This is a genomic window from Zeaxanthinibacter sp. PT1 (genome assembly GCF_028464225.1).
Classification (GTDB): domain Bacteria; phylum Bacteroidota; class Bacteroidia; order Flavobacteriales; family Flavobacteriaceae; genus Zeaxanthinibacter.
Window position 1 is genome coordinate 386,056 of record NZ_JAQPCN010000002.1, and the last position, 17,360, is coordinate 403,415.

General features: G+C 45.0%; 14 protein-coding genes. 9 read left to right on the forward strand and 5 right to left on the reverse strand.

From position 1 onward, the window contains the following. Nucleotides 1-40: 40 nt before the first annotated feature. From PP178_RS08775 to PP178_RS08785, 3 genes are all read right to left on the reverse strand, one after another. Nucleotides 41-1,300, reverse strand: coding sequence for an aminotransferase class I/II-fold pyridoxal phosphate-dependent enzyme (locus tag PP178_RS08775; RefSeq protein WP_272593969.1), 1,260 nt, complete (start codon nucleotides 1,298-1,300; stop codon nucleotides 41-43). 186 nt (nucleotides 1,301-1,486) lie between these two features. Continuing rightward, nucleotides 1,487-2,527 carry a PLP-dependent cysteine synthase family protein gene (locus PP178_RS08780; protein WP_272593970.1) on the reverse strand — a complete coding sequence of 347 codons (1,041 nt, stop codon included), beginning with the start codon at nucleotides 2,525-2,527 and terminating at the stop codon, nucleotides 1,487-1,489. Between the two features lie 71 nt (nucleotides 2,528-2,598). Further along, nucleotides 2,599-4,656 carry a S9 family peptidase gene (locus PP178_RS08785; protein WP_272593971.1) on the reverse strand — a complete coding sequence of 686 codons (2,058 nt, stop codon included), beginning with the start codon at nucleotides 4,654-4,656 and terminating at the stop codon, nucleotides 2,599-2,601. 144 nt (nucleotides 4,657-4,800) lie between these two features. On the opposite strand from PP178_RS08785, the gene PP178_RS08790 reads away from it, so the two are divergent. Continuing rightward, on the forward strand, nucleotides 4,801-5,127 hold the full coding sequence (locus PP178_RS08790) for a YbaB/EbfC family nucleoid-associated protein (protein WP_272593972.1): 327 nt from the start codon (nucleotides 4,801-4,803) through the stop codon (nucleotides 5,125-5,127). Nucleotides 5,128-5,467: 340 nt separating this feature from the next. Continuing rightward, the gene (locus PP178_RS08795; RefSeq protein ID WP_272593973.1) at nucleotides 5,468-5,791 is read left to right on the forward strand and encodes a YegP family protein; all 324 of its coding nucleotides are present in this window, start codon (nucleotides 5,468-5,470) and stop codon (nucleotides 5,789-5,791) included. On the opposite strand, the gene PP178_RS08800 is transcribed toward PP178_RS08795, so the two are convergent. Both PP178_RS08800 and PP178_RS08805 read right to left on the reverse strand, forming a co-directional pair. Beyond that, nucleotides 5,786-6,808, reverse strand: coding sequence for a threonine aldolase family protein (locus PP178_RS08800; RefSeq protein ID WP_272593974.1), 1,023 nt, complete (start codon nucleotides 6,806-6,808; stop codon nucleotides 5,786-5,788). The genes PP178_RS08795 and PP178_RS08800 overlap by 6 nt on opposite strands. 8 nt (nucleotides 6,809-6,816) lie before the next feature. Next, complete coding sequence (locus tag PP178_RS08805; RefSeq protein ID WP_272593975.1) at nucleotides 6,817-9,216, reverse strand: zinc-dependent metalloprotease; 2,400 nt, start codon at nucleotides 9,214-9,216, stop codon at nucleotides 6,817-6,819. A 192-nt stretch (nucleotides 9,217-9,408) separates the two neighbouring features. Between PP178_RS08805 and PP178_RS08810 the strand changes: the two genes are divergently transcribed. The 7 genes from PP178_RS08810 (at nucleotide 9,409) to PP178_RS08840 (ending at nucleotide 17,333) form a co-directional block, all read left to right on the forward strand. Beyond that, nucleotides 9,409-10,875, forward strand: coding sequence for a circularly permuted type 2 ATP-grasp protein (locus PP178_RS08810; RefSeq protein ID WP_272593976.1), 1,467 nt, complete (start codon nucleotides 9,409-9,411; stop codon nucleotides 10,873-10,875). Nucleotides 10,876-10,882: 7 nt separating this feature from the next. Continuing rightward, nucleotides 10,883-11,830 (forward strand): alpha-E domain-containing protein, encoded by a 948-nt coding sequence (locus PP178_RS08815; RefSeq protein WP_272593977.1) that lies wholly within the window; start codon nucleotides 10,883-10,885, stop codon nucleotides 11,828-11,830. Between the two features lie 40 nt (nucleotides 11,831-11,870). Further along, nucleotides 11,871-12,722: a transglutaminase-like domain-containing protein gene (locus PP178_RS08820; RefSeq protein ID WP_272593978.1), complete on the forward strand. Its 852-nt coding sequence runs from the start codon at nucleotides 11,871-11,873 to the stop codon at nucleotides 12,720-12,722. Between the two features lie 62 nt (nucleotides 12,723-12,784). After that, a protein-coding gene (gene prfB / locus PP178_RS08825) for a peptide chain release factor 2 (RefSeq protein ID WP_272593979.1) occupies nucleotides 12,785-13,886 on the forward strand; the annotation gives its coding sequence in 2 pieces (ribosomal slippage) (nucleotides 12,785-12,847 and nucleotides 12,849-13,886; 1,101 coding nt in all). Nucleotides 13,887-13,907: 21 nt separating this feature from the next. Next, on the forward strand, nucleotides 13,908-14,249 hold the full coding sequence (gene arsC, locus PP178_RS08830) for an arsenate reductase (glutaredoxin) (protein ID WP_272593980.1): 342 nt from the start codon (nucleotides 13,908-13,910) through the stop codon (nucleotides 14,247-14,249). Between the two features lie 113 nt (nucleotides 14,250-14,362). Further along, a complete protein-coding gene (locus tag PP178_RS08835; protein ID WP_272593981.1) occupies nucleotides 14,363-14,839 on the forward strand; it encodes a hypothetical protein in 477 nt (158 codons plus the stop codon). Nucleotide 14,840: 1 nt separating this feature from the next. After that, entirely contained in the window at nucleotides 14,841-17,333 is a 2,493-nt protein-coding gene (locus tag PP178_RS08840) for a TonB-dependent receptor domain-containing protein (RefSeq protein WP_272593982.1), read from the forward strand. Nucleotides 17,334-17,360 lie beyond the last annotated feature (27 nt).

The window sequence follows — 17,360 nt, forward strand, 5'->3', positions numbered from 1 at the left end:
CCCAATTACGGGTCCCTTTTTTATTTTGGGTGTAAGGATCTTATTCTCCCATAGCTGCCGCTACTGCTGCGGACAGACGTTTATAAGTACCATTTTCCAACCTGTCACGGATTGCAGAGAAGGCCTCAAGGGTCTCTTCAATATCTTCCATGGTGTGGGATGCCGTAGGGATCATCCTGAGTAAGATCAGCCCTTTAGGTATCACCGGGTATACTACGATAGAACAGAAAATCCCGTAATTCTCACGCAGGTCTTTAACCAGGGCCATAGCTTCAGGGATACTACCATTTAGGTAAACCGGGGTAACACAACTGGAGGTAGTCCCGATATCAAAACCACGCGCTTTGAGCCCGTTTTGTAAAGCATTTACGTTTTCCCATAGCTTTTCTTTCAGTTCCGGCATAGTGCGCAACATATCCAGACGCTTAAGTGCTCCTTTCACATAGATCATGGGAAGAGACTTGGCAAACATCTGTGAGCGCAGGTTGTATTTCAGGTAATCAATGATCTCCTGGTCTGCGGCCAGGAAGGCCCCGATACCGGCCAATGATTTAGCGAAGGTTGCAAAATAAACATCGATGTCTTTCTGCACCCCTTGTTCTTCACCAGCTCCGGCTCCTGTTTTTCCCAAAGTTCCGAAACCATGGGCGTCATCCACTAAAAGGCGGAAGTTAAATTTTTTCTTAAGGGCAACTATCTCTTTTAGTTTCCCTTGTTCTCCTCTCATTCCGAATACGCCTTCAGAGATCACCAGGATACCACCACCGGTCTGTTCTGCCATTTTGGTGGCTCTTTCAAGGTTTTTCTCCAGGCTGTCTATATCGTTATGCTTAAATGTAAAACGCTTTCCTACATGTAAGCGTACCCCGTCAATGATACAAGCGTGCGAATCTACATCATAAACTATGATATCGTCTTTAGAAACCAATGCATCTATAGCTGACATGATTCCCTGGTATCCGAAATTTAAGAGGTAAGCAGCTTCCTTATCCACGAATTCAGCCAACTCATTTTCCAATTGTTCATGGAAATCTGTATGACCGCTCATCATACGTGCTCCCATAGGGTAAGCTGCACCGTGCTCATAAGCGGCATCCCCGTCTACTTTCTTAGTTTCCGGTCGGTTTGCCAACCCCAGGTAATCATTGATACTCCAGGTAATTACATCTTTACCTTGGAATTTCATACGGTTAGAGATAGGTCCTTCTAGCTTTGGAAACACAAAATATCCTTCTGCTTGTGATGCCCATTTTCCTAAAGGGCCCTTGTTTTCAATAATTCTTTCGAATAAATCTCTCATGTAGTTTAGCTTGATGTTGACGTGAATTCAGTCCCATGAAAGGACAGCGCCGGGGGCGCTACGTTACGTTTATTCACAAAGTTGTAAAATTATGAATTTCTATTTGGATTCGCTGTAAAATTCCGCACAAGATTTCCTGTGGGATTCCATGCCCTCAAACAGTTATGAATTGATAATGAATGTTATTTACTTAACGAATTGGATCTGCTGCTCCTCGCTCACGTGCTTGCTGTCAAAGAAGCCCTGGTCGTTCATCCACTGGTCGCTGTACACTTTGCTCATGTACCTGGAACCGTGATCCGGGAAAATGACCACTACTTTGCTATCTTCTGTAAACTCGCCCCGTGCAGCAAATTGCTTCACAGCCTGCATTACAGCACCACAGGTGTACCCGGCGAAGATGCCTTCGCTCCTTGATATTTCTCGTGCCATATGTGCCGATTCTTCATCGGTGACCTTCATAAATTCATCAATGGAAGAAAAATCCGTTGCATCCGGGATCAGGTTCTTCCCCAGGCCTTCTATACGGTAAGGATAGATCTCCTCTGCGTCAAATTCGCCTGTCTCGTGATATTTTTTCAGTACGGATCCAAAAGCATCCACACCCAGTATCCTGATATTCGGATTCTGCTCTTTTAAGAATCGCGCAGTACCGGAGATGGTCCCCCCTGTTCCACTACATGCAACAAGATGCGTTATCTGTCCGCCGGTCTGCTCCCATATCTCGGGACCGGTAGATTGATAATGTGCCTCCATGTTCAGTTCGTTGAAATATTGGTTGATATATATAGATCCTTTGGTCTCCTCGTGTAGTCTTTTGGCTACCTGGTAATAAGACCTGGGGTCATCAGCACTGACGTGAGCGGGACAAACGTAAACTTTGGCCCCCATAGACCTCAGCATATCAATTTTATCCTTAGAAGATTTTGAACTAACGGCCAGGATGCACTGGTAACCCTTTATTATACTGACCATAGCTATAGAGAAGCCGGTGTTTCCCGAGGTAGTTTCAATGATGGTACTTCCGGGGGTCAGTATTCCTTTTTTCTCAGCTTCCTGGATAATATAAGAAGCAATCCTGTCCTTGGAAGAATGACCCGGGTTAAAGGCTTCAACTTTGGCATAGAAATCTCCTTTATAAGGAGAAGCAATTTTGTTCAGTCTGATTAATGGAGTGTTTCCAATAAGGTCAAGGACGCTGTCAAAAGCTTGTATCTTATGTTCCATAAAGCGTGGTTAATCGAATAGCCTCCCAAAAGGGAGCAGATTCCGGGGTCAAAATTACATTTTTTTTTTAATTATTCGGTTTTCCCCTCTAAATCAAGTAAAAAGGCGTACTCCCTGGCCGTCTCTTTCAGGGCTTCAAATCTACCGGACGCGCCACCATGACCCGCTTCCATATTGGTTTCCATGAAAAGGAGGTTGGTATCGGTCTTCATATCCCTGAGCTTGGCCACCCACTTGGCCGGTTCCCAATACTGTACCTGTGAATCATGCAGTCCCGTGGTGACCAGCATATTCGGGTAATCCTGTGCCGTTACGTTATCATAAGGAGAATACGATTTTATATAGTCGTAGTAGTCTTTATCATTAGGGTTCCCCCATTCATCATACTCCCCCGTGGTCAGGGGAATAGATTCGTCTAGCATGGTCGTTATAACATCCACGAAAGGAACTGCAGCAATGATCCCGTTATAAAGCTCCGGTGCCATGTTCACTATGGCTCCCATCAACAAACCGCCGGCCGATCCTCCGTAGGCATAGAGGTGTCCTTTGCTCGTATATCCTTCTTTAAGCAAGTGCTTGGACACGTCGATGAAATCATAAAAAGTATTTTTCTTTTTAAAGAGACGACCATCCTCGTACCATTGCCTTCCCAGGTATTCACCTCCGCGTACGTGTGCGATAGCGTACACGAATCCCCTGTCGAGTAAGCTGAGCCTCACAGTTGAGAAATAGGGGTCAGAGGTATAACCATATGCCCCGTAACCATATTGCAGCAGCGGGGTATTCTTCCCGAGCTTGGTATCTTTATGGTAAACCAGGGAAACCGGAATCCTGGTTCCGTCCCTGCCCTCGGCCCATATTCTTTCTGAACGATAATTTTCCTTTTTAAACACCCCGCCAAGAACTTCCTGTTCTTTTTTGATCACCTTTTCCTTAGTATTCATGTCCATATCGATAACAGCATAAGGCGATGTCATCGAATTATAAATATACCGCAGGGTGTCTGTATTAAAATCAGGGTTGATATAAGGATAGGCCACATAAGTCTCATTGTCAAAGGGGAGGTAATAACTATCCCCGGAATCCCACCGAGTGATCTTCATCTTATTAAGACCCTGGTCTCTTTCGGTGATGACGTAATAATTCTGAAAGATCTCGACATCCTCCAGCAAAACTGAATCGCGATGTGGTATAAACTCTTCCCAATACTCCGAAGATGTTTTGTCTTCCGGAGTTTTCATCAGTTTAAAATTGGTTGCATTATCCTTATTGGTCAGCACATAGAAGTTATCTCCAAAATGAGAAATACTGTATTCCAAGCCTCGGACCCTTGGGGTAAATATTTTGAAATCTTCTTCAGGGGTATCGGCATGAAGCACCCTGTACTCCGTAGTCATTGTACTGCCAGATCCAATTATGATGTATTTCCGCGATTTGGATTTATATACATAGGTGTTGAAGGTTTCATCCTTCTCGTGGTAGACCAATTGATCTTCTTCTGGCGAAGTGCCCAGCACATGCTTATAGATCTTATCCGAACGTAGGGTTACAGGGTCTTTCTTAGTGTAGAAAAGGGTCTTATTATCATTAGCCCATACCCCACTCCCGGTGGTATTCTCAATGATCTCCGGGAATACCTCACCGGTTTTCAGATCTTTAACCTGTATATTATACTGTCTCCTGGACACGGTATCCGTACCATAGGCTACCATAGCGTTATCCGGGCTAACCGAAATTCCCCTGAGATTAAAATACTCGTGCCCATCGGCCATCAGGTTTCCATCAAACATCACCTCTTCAGGGGCCTGCAGGCTTTCTTTTTTCCGGGAATAAACCGGGTATTCTTTCCCCGTCTCATAACGGGTGATGTACCAATACCCGTTATACTTGTAAGGTACGGAGGTGTCATCTTCCTTAATCCGGCCACGCATTTCCGCAAACAGGCTGTCCTGGAAATTTTTGGTATGTGCCGTCATAGCATTAAAATAGGCATTTTCGGCTTCCAGGTAAGCGATCACCTCAGGATCTTCGCGATCGTTCAACCAGTAGTAATTATCTATCCTTGTATCTCCATGGATAGTGAGTTCTTTGGGTTGTTTCTTAACGTCAGGCGCTATCGTATCTTGCATAGGGTGTATTTGTGACTGAAAAACGCTGGCAAAAATAAGACTTAATAGGTGAATAGCAGTGGCACTCATAAGGTTGATTGGATTAATACTGAAATGCCTTACAAATTAGTAAATTTGTATACACAATATTCTAAAAGAAAAATTATGTTCGGAGATATGATGGGAATGATGGGGAAACTAAAAGAAACCCAGGAAAAAGTAAAAGCAACCAAGGAACGCCTTAACTCTGTATATATAGAGGAAACGTCCCCTGAAGACTTGCTGAAGGTAACGATTACGGCCAACAGGAACATTAAAAGTATAGAAGTTGATGATGCCCTGCTTGTCGATAAAGAAAAACTGGAAGATTACCTGGTAATCACCTTGAATAAAGCCATTGAAAAAGCAACAAATGTCAACGAGACCGAGTTGGCAGCGGTTGCCAAGGAAGGAATGCCAAATATCCCGGGAATGGATTCTTTCCTGAAATAGTAATTAGGTAAATCCCAAAAGCGAGAGAGCTCACCGTCCCTATCTTCTAGGGGTGATGAGCTCTTTTTTTAATCGCAAACACCTAGACCGCCCATACGGTAACTATTTCCAGGCTGATGCATTCATGGTCCGATTTCTGACCGCTATACGGACATTATTATTGCAACAGCTAATTCGACAACCCGGAAATCCACTTGCTGAATACCAAAGAAGTTCACTCTGAAAATCGAGGAACAACAAGCGATTGAACAACAAGGTGTTAACTACAATATAACAAATTTCTACGGTTACATGAAAGGTGTAAAATCAATATTTTTGTTACATTTAAAGAAAAGGCCGCATGATTAAGATTGAAAAAAATAAAGAAAAGCAGTACCAGTTCACCTTGAGAACCAACAGCGGAAGTGTGCTGCTGAACAGTGTCCCTTACAGGGATAAGGAGACCATCTTACGCACCGTGGAAATGCTGCCTTCTCTGATCGATGATCACATGGTTTTTGAAAGAAAGACCAACCACAACGGTAAATTTATCTTCTACCTGAAGGATGTGAACGGCAAGCTGATCGGGACCAGCCAGGAATACCTCTCAGAATCAGGATTGGAGAACGGTATAAAGAACATCCGTAAAACCCTGGATGGCATGACCGATCACTCCCAACTATAATTTCTGCAAACGTTGAATCACTTCCTGGTGCATTTCATCTGTATAATCCATATGAGTTACCATCCGCACTTTCCCCTGTCCCATACCGATCACATGGATCTTGTGACGCTTTAAGGCTTCCATACAGGCTTCACTGCTCATCTGATCCTCATCTGTTTCAAAAATCACGATGTTCGTCTCTATTGGCTCAACCTTATTGACAAAAGGTAAGTTTTGCAGTACTTCTCCCAATTCCCTTGCCTTAGCATGGTCTTCCGAAAGGCGCTTGCGATGGTGGTCCAGGGCATAGATCCCGGCAGCAGCCAGGTAACCGGCTTGCCTCATACCCCCACCCAGTACCTTCCTGATTCTGAGGGCTTCTTTCATCACTTCCTTGGTACCCAAGAGGACTGAGCCCACAGGGCATCCCAGGCCTTTACTCAGGCAGACGCTGATAGTGTCGAACAATTGCCCGTACATTTCCGGCGACTCTCCTTTTACCTCCATGGCATTCCACAGCCTTGCCCCGTCCAGGTGATATGCTAAACCGTGGTGGTCACATACCTCCCTTACCCGTTCCAATTCGGTGAAATCATAACAAGCACCTCCACCTTTGTTGGTGGTGTTTTCCATACATACCAAAGCAGTACGCGGACTGTGATAGAAATCGGGTGGATTTATAGCGGCTTCCACCAAATCAGCCGTGATCATCCCGCGCTGTCCATCGACAAGTTTACAAGAGACCCCGCTGTTAAAGCTAACTCCTCCCCCTTCGTAATTATAAACGTGGGCATATTTATCACATATAAGTTGGTCTCCCGGCCTAGTATGTATTTTTATCGCGGTCTGGTTCGCCATGGTGCCGCTGGGAAAGAATAGCGCTGCTTCCATACCGAAGAGCGATGCTATTTTTTCTTCCAGGGCATTAACCGTAGGGTCTGCCTTAAAAACATCATCTCCTACGGCTGCCGAGAACATCGCCTCTAACATAGCAGCCGATGGTTTAGTTACTGTATCACTTATCAGGTTTATATCCATATTATTTCTTAGTTCATACAATCCATCCCAATAGGTGATCCATCGGGAATCTTTGGTGCATCCGGGACTTTGAACAATTCCGGGTGCTCGTAATAATTATCTATCCTCCGCAGCATCTCCATCGCTACAGGATCTTTAGCCTGTTCTTTATACTCCCCGCGCAGTTCTTTTATTTTTTGATGTACTACTGCATTTACCTGCGGATGTACTTCTGTATTTGATGCCAGGGACATCAGGTGAAACAGCACCCTGAAATTGATTACCTCCTGTACCCCGGCATGGTAATCATCCTTCAATTTATTGCCAATGGTTGCTTTAACAAGGCTGTTGAGCACATCATTCAGCCCTAACTGGCCGGGGCTGACGGCCTGTTGTTGTACTAACCTGGAAGCACGCTCCGGGTGAAGCAGTAAGGACAGGGACATATCTGCTGCTGTTTCGGCGGCCGACAACGCATCGAAAGAAACTCCTGTTCTTCCCTTTATGGATTCCCTGCTACGTGGATAACCAATGGCCCTGGGTGGGAATAAGGGTAGTTTATCTTCAGGGATCGCGATAATTTCAGCATCCAATGTTTTCAATACTCCTTCAAGCGCTTTTTCCTGTTCTTTTCTGGGAAGTTGCGCAACACTGAGCTGGCCATCCCCCTTCACCGTATAATTATAATCCAATCCGCCGACCACCTTGGCAACGGCTTCAGTCTGGTAACGGTGATAGAAATACAAGGGAGCAAATACATCTTCGAGCAGGGAATACGGTTCCCCGGTCCTGATATTGTCTGCTGAGAAATTGGATATGGCCATTTCCCTTACCGCCAGGACGTTCTCCAGCTCCTTGTAAGACTTAGCCCCATTATCCCAAAGGTGAGCAAGGCCGTGGGCACCACCCATCGGGCGTGCATCCTGGTCAGAGATATAGCGTAGCCCTTCCCTGGAGGCGTCACTGAGTATCTGATCTAGTGCTGCTGATTCATCCGTTCCTTCTGCAAAATCGGAATAGGAATAGGCGACGGTCACTTTGTCCCATGCACCTATACCCGTATCATAGGCATCCTTGAACTGTATTTGTCCATCTTCAATGTAGATTTTTGGATGTGGATAATCCATGACCGATGCCCGGTCGTTAGTACTTGCTGCGAAATTATGGGCAAAGCCAAGAGTGTGCCCGATCTCGTGTGCTGATAATTGCCGTATCCTCGCCAGGGCAAGGTCTAGCATAGCCTGGTCATTATCATCCCTTTCTGCAAAAGGTTTGTTACTAAGCGCCTGGGCGATCAGGTAATCCTGGCGAATCCTCAGACTTCCGAGGCTTACGTGTCCTTTTATAATCTCACCGGTCCTGGGATCGGTTATACTGCTGCCGTAACTCCAGCCACGAGTAGATCTATGCACCCATTGGATCACGTTATACCTCGCATCCAGGGGGTCTGCATCATCGGGAAGTACTTTTACCTGGAAGGCATTTTTATAGCCAATGGCCTCAAAAGCCTGGTCCCACCATCGACCACCCTCCAGCAAGGCAGTGCGGACGGGTTCCGGTGTTCCATTGTCCAGATAATAAATGATAGGTTCTACCGCTTCGCTGACCGCTGCCGATGGATCCTTCTTCTTCAGGCGATGCCGGGTTACAAATCTTTTCAGGATGGGTTGGTTTACGGGTGTGGCATAATCGTAATAGGAAAATGGATAGGAACCGGAACGTGGATCGTATTCCCTTTGCTCATAATCAGCATCAGGTAATGCGATGAACGAATGGTGCTGGTTGACCGTCACTAACCTGGCATCGGGCGTTACGGACCTGATATACCCCCCTTCAGGGTTACCTTTAAAAGTCAGGATAACATCAAATTCAACATTTTCAGGGAAAGCTTTGGTCCGGTCCAGGGAAATGGCGCTTTTACTGCTGTCCACACTATAGGTTCCCTGGCCGTTACTTTTTAACCGCTGGCCTACACCATGCATATCCTGCATCAGGAAATCGGTGATATCTATCAGGTAGCTCCCCTCCTTCTCCTCCTCGATCTTGAACCCGTAAAGGACAGATTTTGCAAAAGCCTCGGTCACTGATTTTTTTTCTAAGTCATTGTCAGAAATAGCCCGGAACTTCAGGTTAGGTTGTATCAGCAAGAGCTTGTTCCCCGCCTTACGGAAGAATACCACTTGTTCATTACCCAGCTGACCCCGATCCAGGCCGATGTCATTACTCCCGATTCCGCTGCTCAGCGAATACACATAGAGGAAATCTTTTTCCAACTCTTTCACTTCCAGGTATATTTTATCAGAACCGGAATCATAGAAGTAGTTAAAGAAGCCTTCAGATTTATTGAAATTTTTGCTTTTATCGAACTCCTGCGAAAAAAGCCCGGAAATAGAAAAAAATACGATTGCAGAGATCAGGAAACGTTTCATACAGTGGTTTTGCGTCTAAAAGTATATAAAATCATTGAAATAGGAATTTGATAAAATACCATTTCTACTGCTCACAAGTACTCAAATTGAACCCCATAATTTATTCTTTTTGACAATATTTTCTTATCCCTTGTTTCCCAGCTACTTATTTGCTCAAAAAACAACTATCTTAAGAGGAGAAAAACCAGCTTTATGATCACGCAGACCAACCCGATTTTTTCTTGTTACGAATATAACGATGGGCTTTATGACGAAGTCTTTAATGCCCAGGGAGAGACTAAAGAACTTTACGAAACCCTCTTTAAACTTTACTGCGGTCATTCGATCGAGGATTATATGCAGCTGAATAATAAGGCCAAATCCTCATTTTTTAACCAGGGGATTACCTTCCAGGTTTACGGCGAAAAAGAGACCAAGGAAAAGATATTTCCTTTTGACCTTTTTCCCAGGATCATCGGGGCTAAGGAATGGGATCATATAGAAAGTGGGGCCCTACAGCGAAGCCGGGCGCTGAACTTATTTCTATGGGATATCTACCACGACAAGAAAATTCTTAAAGATGGCATTGTTCCTATGGACCTGATCGGGTCTTCTGCCAACTACCTCCAGGCCATGATAGGGGTTGATCCACCCGGAGGTATCTATAATCACGTCTCCGGAACAGATATTATTAAACATTCTGACGGCGAGTATTACGTACTCGAAGACAACATCAGATGTCCTTCTGGGGTCAGTTACGTGGTGTGTAACCGGACTGCCCTGAAAAGAGCCCTCTTCGGAGTTTTCAATCACTACCGTGCACACACCGTGACCAATTACGCGGAAAATCTCCTGGAAATACTACAGAGCGTGAAGCCGAAGGGGATTGATTTCCCCACCTGCGTGGTGATCACTCCCGGGATGTATAACTCTGCTTATTACGAACACTCATACCTGGCGAAGGCCATGGGTGTGGAGCTGGTAGAAGGAAGAGACTTGTACGTGGAAAATGATTTTGTTTATATGAAAACCATCAGCGGGCCACAGAAAGTAGACGTGATATACCGAAGGGTGGATGATCTTTTTATGGACCCTCTCGAGTTCCGGGCCGATTCCACCCTGGGGGTACCCGGGATATTTGCGGCCTATCGAAAAGGCAATGTTTGCCTTGCTAATGCTCCGGGCACCGGGGTTGCGGATGATAAGGCAGTATACACCTATATGCCCCAGATCATTAAATACTACCTGGATGAAGAACCTATATTGAATAACGTACACACCTATCATTGCAGCAGGCCCGAGGAACTGAAATATGTGCTGGAACACATTTCGGAACTGGTGGTCAAACCCGTAGATGAGTCCGGCGGTTACGGTATTTCTATCGGGAACAAACTGACCAAAGAGCAAATAGCGGAGGTAAGAGAAAAGATAAAAAAAGAGCCCCGTAAATATATTGCGCAACCTATTATGTCTCTTTCGGTACATCCCACCTATATAGACGAAAGCCAGTCTTTTGAACAAAGGCACGTAGACCTGAGAACTTTTACATTGCTAGGGGACAAGAAAGATTTTGTTCTCAAGGGCGGGTTAAGCAGGGTGGCTCTACAGAAGGGCAACCTGGTCGTAAATTCTTCACAAGGAGGTGGCTCTAAAGACACCTGGGTATTAAAAGATAACTAAACCAAATATGTTAGCAAGAGTAGCCAATAACCTATACTGGATGGGGAGATATATAGAAAGGTCAGAACATGTAGCCCGGTATATGCACGTCAACTATTTCTCCTCCCTGGATGCCCCTAACGAACTGTCCCAGGACAGACAATTTGTACTGCGGTCTATGAAATTCATGGTAGGAGACCCCGCAAATGACCCCGATGAAATATTAGATGAAATAGAGGTACTCCATGATCTTGGCCTGAACTCGGAAAAGGGATTCTCCATCATCAATAATGTAAAATCCACGCGAGAAAATGCCAATAGCGCCAGGGACCTGATCTCTACCGAATTATACGAGGCGATCAATAAATTTTACCACTTTGTTCTAAACTATGACCAGGACTTATATGTGAAGCGAGGGCTCTACGATTTCTGTGTAAACATCACTGAAATGACGACTATCCTGAGGGGTAAGATTCGCGCAACCCTATTGCACGATGAAGTTTATGCTATTATCATGATGGGAATGAACCTGGAACGGGCCACACAGATAATCAGGATCATCAATGCAAAATACAACGACGCCCTACTGGCCAGGAACGGTTATGATCAGGATGTAGGTAAGAGCTTTGAGTGGATCACCTTACTTAAATGTGCCGAATCTTACGACATGATGCGAAGATTCTACAAAAAATCGCCCAGTAGCCTGAGTACGCTGGAATTCCTGATCCTCAATGGCAGCTGTCCCAGGTCTGTCATGAATAGCCTGGACCAGGTCAGTAAGCATATACATGTCCTGGAGAAAAGCAAAAATCCCAGTAAGGACTCCGCTGCATTCTTTATAGAGAAAGTGAGGGCCGAATTAAAATTTAAACATATTGAAGAAATAGAAGGTAATATCAGGGACTTTATAGAGACCAAGCTGAACGACCTTGTTTTAATTGCAGATAAGTTAGAAAAAGAATTTTTTAACTACTGACATTTGTGACCTTAGCTTAATTTTGCCAATATTCCTCAATATGCCATTAGAATATTCCATCACCTACTCCGCTGAGAACCACTACGAAAATTTGGTTGAAAATGCTATATGGCAATTTTTAATTATTCCAGAAGATAGTGATAATCAGAGTGTTAAGGATGTTAAATTCAACAATTCCTTAGACTCCCCTGTTTCCTATTCTGAGAATAGCCAAGGCTTCAGGACGATCCGGGTAACCCCGGGTCAGCCTTTTAAAGACATCTCTTTTACCGCGAGTTTCAAATTGGTCAAGGAACAGGTGAATCCCTTTGATTTTATTCCTCCCCAGGACCCGGAAAAGGATTACTCCACCCTGGAGTCCCTCGAATTCAGGGTAGACCATGACAGTTACCTCCGGCCTACCTCCTATACTACTCTTCCCATTAATTCAGAACCCGGATTTCAGTGGAACCGGGAGCAGGATATTTTTACCAATATACAGGAGCTGAATAGTTGGGTATACGAATACATAAAATTTACCCCGGGCGTTACTACCGTAGAAACCACCCTGGAGGAACTGTTTAAGCACAGAAAGGGAGTATGCCAGGATTTTACACATCTTTTCCTGGCCCTGGTTCGCAAACATCGCATCCCTGCTCGCTATGTCTCCGGGTATTTACACCAGGGAAGTGGATATTTCGGGGATTCCCAGATGCATGCCTGGGCAGAGGTATATATCCCGAGGGTTGGGTGGGTAGGTTTTGATCCTACAAATAACCTGTTAGTAGGCAGCAACCATATAAAAGTGGCTCATGGCAGGGATTACAGCGAATGTTCTCCCCTCACCGGCGTTCTCTATACCCTGGGAGAAAACCGAACTTCACACGCTGTACAGGTAGCATGCCAACAATAGAATAACAACTCTTATAGATTCTTAAAAAAGAACCTTATTTTTGAGCCATTAAATACTGAATTATGGTTAATACAGATCTTCATAAAGGTCTTATAGAGCGCCTTGGTGCGTTAAGGAGGTATCTTTGACATAGATGCCAAGCTTGTCGAAATAGAAAACGAAGAAGAAAAAACACTGGAACCTGATTTCTGGGACAACCCCCAGGAGGCACAGGCCCAGATGAAAAAACTACAATCCATCAAGAGTTGGGTCGAGGATTTTGATGAAGCAAAATCCCTGGCTGCTGACCTTGAAGTACTATTGGAATTCCAGAAAGAAGGTGATATTTCAGAATCCGAAGTTCAGCAGCAGTATGACAAGGCCCTGGAAGCTCTGGAGAAATTGGAATTCCGCAACATGTTATCCGATGAAGGTGATGACCTGACGGCGGTATTGCAGATCACCGCAGGAGCAGGTGGTACTGAAAGCTGTGATTGGGCCTCAATGCTGATGCGGATGTATATGATGTGGGCCGAAAAGCATAAGTACAAGGTTAAGGAACTCAATTACCAGGAAGGAGATGTAGCGGGGATAAAGACCGTTACCCTTGAAATTGAAGGAGATTACGCCTTTGGTTGGCTAAAAGGAGAGAATGGAGTTCACCGCTTGGTACGTATCTCACCTTTTGACAGTAATGCCAAGAGACATACTTCCTTTGCATCAGTCTATGTTTATCCCCTGGTGGATGACACTATCGAGATCGATGTCAATCCCTCAGATATCGAGATCACCACGGCAAGATCCAGCGGTGCAGGAGGACAGAATGTGAACAAGGTAGAGACAAAAGTACAGTTGTACCACAAACCTACCGGGATACAGATTTCTTGTTCAGATTCGCGTTCCCAGCACGATAACCGGGCCACGGCCCTTAAAATGCTTAAGTCCCAGCTTTATGAAATAGAGCTGCGTAAAAAGATGGAAGCAAGAGAAGCCATAGAATCTTCAAAAATGAAGATAGAATGGGGGTCGCAGATACGGAATTATGTCATGCACCCTTATAAACTGGTCAAAGACGTGCGTACCGGGAAGGAAACAGGAAATGTAGACGCTGTGATGGACGGCGCTTTAGATCCCTTCCTGAAAGCGTACCTGATGATGGCCGGGCAGAAGGAAGAAGAGATCTGAATTTAGAACTAGAACAAACACATGATCAAAATATATCACAATCCCCGGTGCAGGAAGTCCAGGGAAGGCTTGGCTATACTCGAAAATAGCGGTAATTCATTTGAAATTGTCCGGTACCTGGACGAACCTTTAAATGCGAAGGAGCTATCCGATCTGCTGCAAGCCCTGGACATCCCTGCGGAGCAATTGGTTCGTAAAAATGAAGCCATATGGAAAAGTGACTTTAAAGGAAAATCGCTGAGCGAGAAAGAGGTCATAAATGCCATGGTGGCTCATCCTAAATTGATAGAACGCCCTATTGTCGTTAAAGACGGGAGGGCAGTTATCGGCAGGCCCGCCGAAAAAATCCATGAAATACTCTGATTTTAAACGTCTTATAGTAGCAGGCTGAGAACGGGTTTTTTCATTTAACAAACATTTAACCAAAGTCGGTTAAACCAACATTGTTCATCTTAATCATACATTCATTAAACATCATGAAGAACTGTAGACTTTCACTCCTGACCCTTGTATTTATAATACTCAGTATAAGCTGGGTTGAAGCCCAGTATGGTTACGGCAACAGCGGTCGCTACGGAAGGCAGCGAAGTGGCCTCCCCAGAGGACCGGAGCCAAAACAGGAAGAAGTGAAACCTCTTACAGCAGAAGAGATCGTTGCGGAACAGATGCCCCAAATCATGGAGGTTGTTCCCTTGAACGCTTTTGAAGAGGCCGTGGTAAGTTCTATCCTGACCAAATATGTTCAGCAAAGCATCGAGCTCCGTATCCTGGGGCTTGAGCCTGACAAAATGAGGGAGGGAATGGAAAAGATCCGCACTAACCAGAAAGCAGAATTAGAAGCCGGTTTACCGGAAGACAAGTTTGTGGCGCTGATGGATCTACAGGAAAATGGGTTTAAGAAAGCGAAACAAAAGAACAAGAAAAAAAAGAAGGGCAAAAAGCCTAAAGACTAAGATGAACAATAAGCTACTTACCTACCTACTCCTATTTACTTCTTTGACATTCGGAATCGCCCAGAGCGGCAGTGGCCCCAACCAGATCACTATAACTGGAAAGGTGCTGGATAAAGACAACGGCTTACCCTTGGAATATGCTACCCTTGTGCTCCAGAGCACGGATAACCCGGGCCAGGTAACAGGGGGCATCACTGATACAGACGGAAATTTCTCGGTAGAGACCAAACCCGGCAACTACAATATCAGTGTAGAATATATCTCTTACAAAACATACAGATTAAACAACCAGGAACTGAGTGCTTCCCGGGATCTCGGAACAATCCGGATCGGGATCGATGTGGAACAATTACAGGCAGTAGAAGTGGTAGGCGAAAAAACCACCGTAGAGGTGCGTCTGGACAAAAAAGTTTATAATATCGGGAAAGACCTTACTACCAGTGGAGCTACAGTCTCTGATGCACTTAATAATGTCCCTTCCGTAAACGTAGATGTGGAAGGAAACATCAGTCTTCGGGGTAATGATAATGTCAGAATCCTTATTAACGGGAAACCTTCAGCCCTGGCGGGGTTTGGTTCTACCGATGCCCTGAGGCAGCTACCTGCAGATGCCATTGAAAAGGTAGAGGTGATTACCAGCCCATCTGCTCGTTATGACGCCGAAGGAACAGCCGGGATACTGAACATCGTACTTCGAAAAGAAAAAACACTTGGTTTTAATGGCTCGGTCAATGTCTTTGCCGGTTACCCGAACCAAAGCGGGGTCACGGTAAATGCCAACCTCCGTACCGATAAGTTCAACATCTTTAATACCACCGGGGTACGGTACCGGGAATCCCCGGGAAATGCTTTTTTTGACAATACCTATACTTCCGGAAGCTTTGATCGTATCCTTGAGGTCCGTGATTACGACCGAAGCGGCAAAAACTTCAACACCAACCTTGGGATGGAGTATTTTCTTTCCGAGAACTCCTCGATAACCGGTAGTTTCTTTATGCGTTTCTCTGATGGAGACGACACCACGGATAATAGCAACAGTCGCTTTAATAATGGTACCCTGGATAGCCGTACATTTCGAGTGGAAGAAGAACTGGAGGAAGATGAAAGCTACCAGTTTTCATTAAACTACAGTAAGGATTTTAATGATGATGGTCATAAACTCACAGCAGATTTTCAATATTCTACAGGAAATGAAATTGAAACTGCCAGGATAGAGGAAAACAGCATCTTCCCCGACAATGAGTTAATTGTCCGAGAAAATGTCATCAACGATGAAGAAGAAAAGGAATACCTGATCCAGGCCGACTACGTATTGCCCATAGGCGAAAATGCCCAATTTGAAGCCGGGTATCGGGGTACCCTGGAAAATACTATTACAGACTACCAGCTGGATTCCCTGGACCAGTCCAGCGGAAATTTCGTAACCAACCGTAACCTGACCAACAAATTCACTTATGACGAGAATGTACACGCCGTATATACCCAGTATGGTAATAAATTTGGCGACTTTTCATTCCTGTTAGGGCTGCGCTTAGAAAGCACCCAGCTCATCGGGAAACTGGAATCTGAGTTTGACAGTGAAGCCTTGGAGGAAGAACTCGGGGTAGATGTGGATGTCAATTTTGATAAGAACTACCTAGGCCTCTTCCCTACCCTGAACCTGATCTACGAGATCGGTGAGATGGAACAGATATCCCTGGGATATAACCGTAGGATCAACAGACCCAGGGGATGGTTTATCAACCCCTTCCCTTCCAGATCAAGCCGGACCAATATTTTCCAGGGAAACCCGGACCTGGACCCCTCCTTTGCCAATGCTTTTGATCTTGGATACCTGAAACGCTGGAAAGAAATCACCCTGACCAGTTCTGTCTATTACCAGAAAGAGACCAATTCTTTTGAGCGGGTACAGGAACAGACCGGGCAGACCACCACGGATGGTATAGAGATCGTCAGGACAATTCCTATCAACCTGGCGACCAATGAACGGATAGGTGCCGAAGCCGGCGTACTATACAGCCCGACGCGCTGGTTGCGACTTAACAGTAGTTTTAACCTGTTCCGCTTTTCTTCTGAGGGAGTTTTTAACGGGGTAGATTACGGCACAGTGAATACGAGCTGGTTTGCACGGTTGAGTTCAAAAGTGTCCTTACCTGCTAAGATAGACCTGCAGACTAACGCTTTCTACAGGGGGCCTTCCCAGAATGCGCAGACAGAATCTGAGGGCATTTTCTCTTTAAATGTCGCCATGAGCAAGGATATCTTCAATGACAATGGTACCATTTCATTAAATGTGAGCGATCTTTTCAATTCCAGGAAAAGAAGGTCTTTTACAGAGACGGATTTCTTCACCTCTAACAGTGAGTTCCAATGGAGAGAACGATCGGTGACCCTTGCTTTTATCTACCGTTTTAACGAAAAGAAGAAACGCAACGGGCAGGGCAGGGATAATTACGGTGATGATGAAGAATTTGAAGGCGGAGGATCAAAATAAAAATCCTACCCAACTTCTTAAAACGAC

Excerpts from the sequence above, each read along its gene's own strand:
- PP178_RS08820 (WP_272593978.1), top strand. The coding sequence starts at position 11,871 with ATGCCATTAGAATATTCCATCACCTACTCCGCTGAGAACCACTACGAA.
- PP178_RS08815 (WP_272593977.1), top strand. The coding sequence starts at position 10,883 with ATGTTAGCAAGAGTAGCCAATAACCTATACTGGATGGGGAGATATATA.
- PP178_RS08795 (WP_272593973.1), top strand. The coding sequence starts at position 5,468 with ATGATTAAGATTGAAAAAAATAAAGAAAAGCAGTACCAGTTCACCTTG.
- arsC (WP_272593980.1), top strand. The coding sequence starts at position 13,908 with ATGATCAAAATATATCACAATCCCCGGTGCAGGAAGTCCAGGGAAGGC.
- PP178_RS08840 (WP_272593982.1), top strand. The coding sequence starts at position 14,841 with ATGAACAATAAGCTACTTACCTACCTACTCCTATTTACTTCTTTGACA.
- PP178_RS08775 (WP_272593969.1), bottom strand. The coding sequence starts at position 1,300 with ATGAGAGATTTATTCGAAAGAATTATTGAAAACAAGGGCCCTTTAGGA.
- PP178_RS08780 (WP_272593970.1), bottom strand. The coding sequence starts at position 2,527 with ATGGAACATAAGATACAAGCTTTTGACAGCGTCCTTGACCTTATTGGA.
- PP178_RS08810 (WP_272593976.1), top strand. The coding sequence starts at position 9,409 with ATGATCACGCAGACCAACCCGATTTTTTCTTGTTACGAATATAACGAT.
- PP178_RS08805 (WP_272593975.1), bottom strand. The coding sequence starts at position 9,216 with ATGAAACGTTTCCTGATCTCTGCAATCGTATTTTTTTCTATTTCCGGG.
- PP178_RS08800 (WP_272593974.1), bottom strand. The coding sequence starts at position 6,808 with ATGGATATAAACCTGATAAGTGATACAGTAACTAAACCATCGGCTGCT.
- PP178_RS08785 (WP_272593971.1), bottom strand. The coding sequence starts at position 4,656 with ATGCAAGATACGATAGCGCCTGACGTTAAGAAACAACCCAAAGAACTC.
- PP178_RS08835 (WP_272593981.1), top strand. The coding sequence starts at position 14,363 with ATGAAGAACTGTAGACTTTCACTCCTGACCCTTGTATTTATAATACTC.
- PP178_RS08790 (WP_272593972.1), top strand. The coding sequence starts at position 4,801 with ATGTTCGGAGATATGATGGGAATGATGGGGAAACTAAAAGAAACCCAG.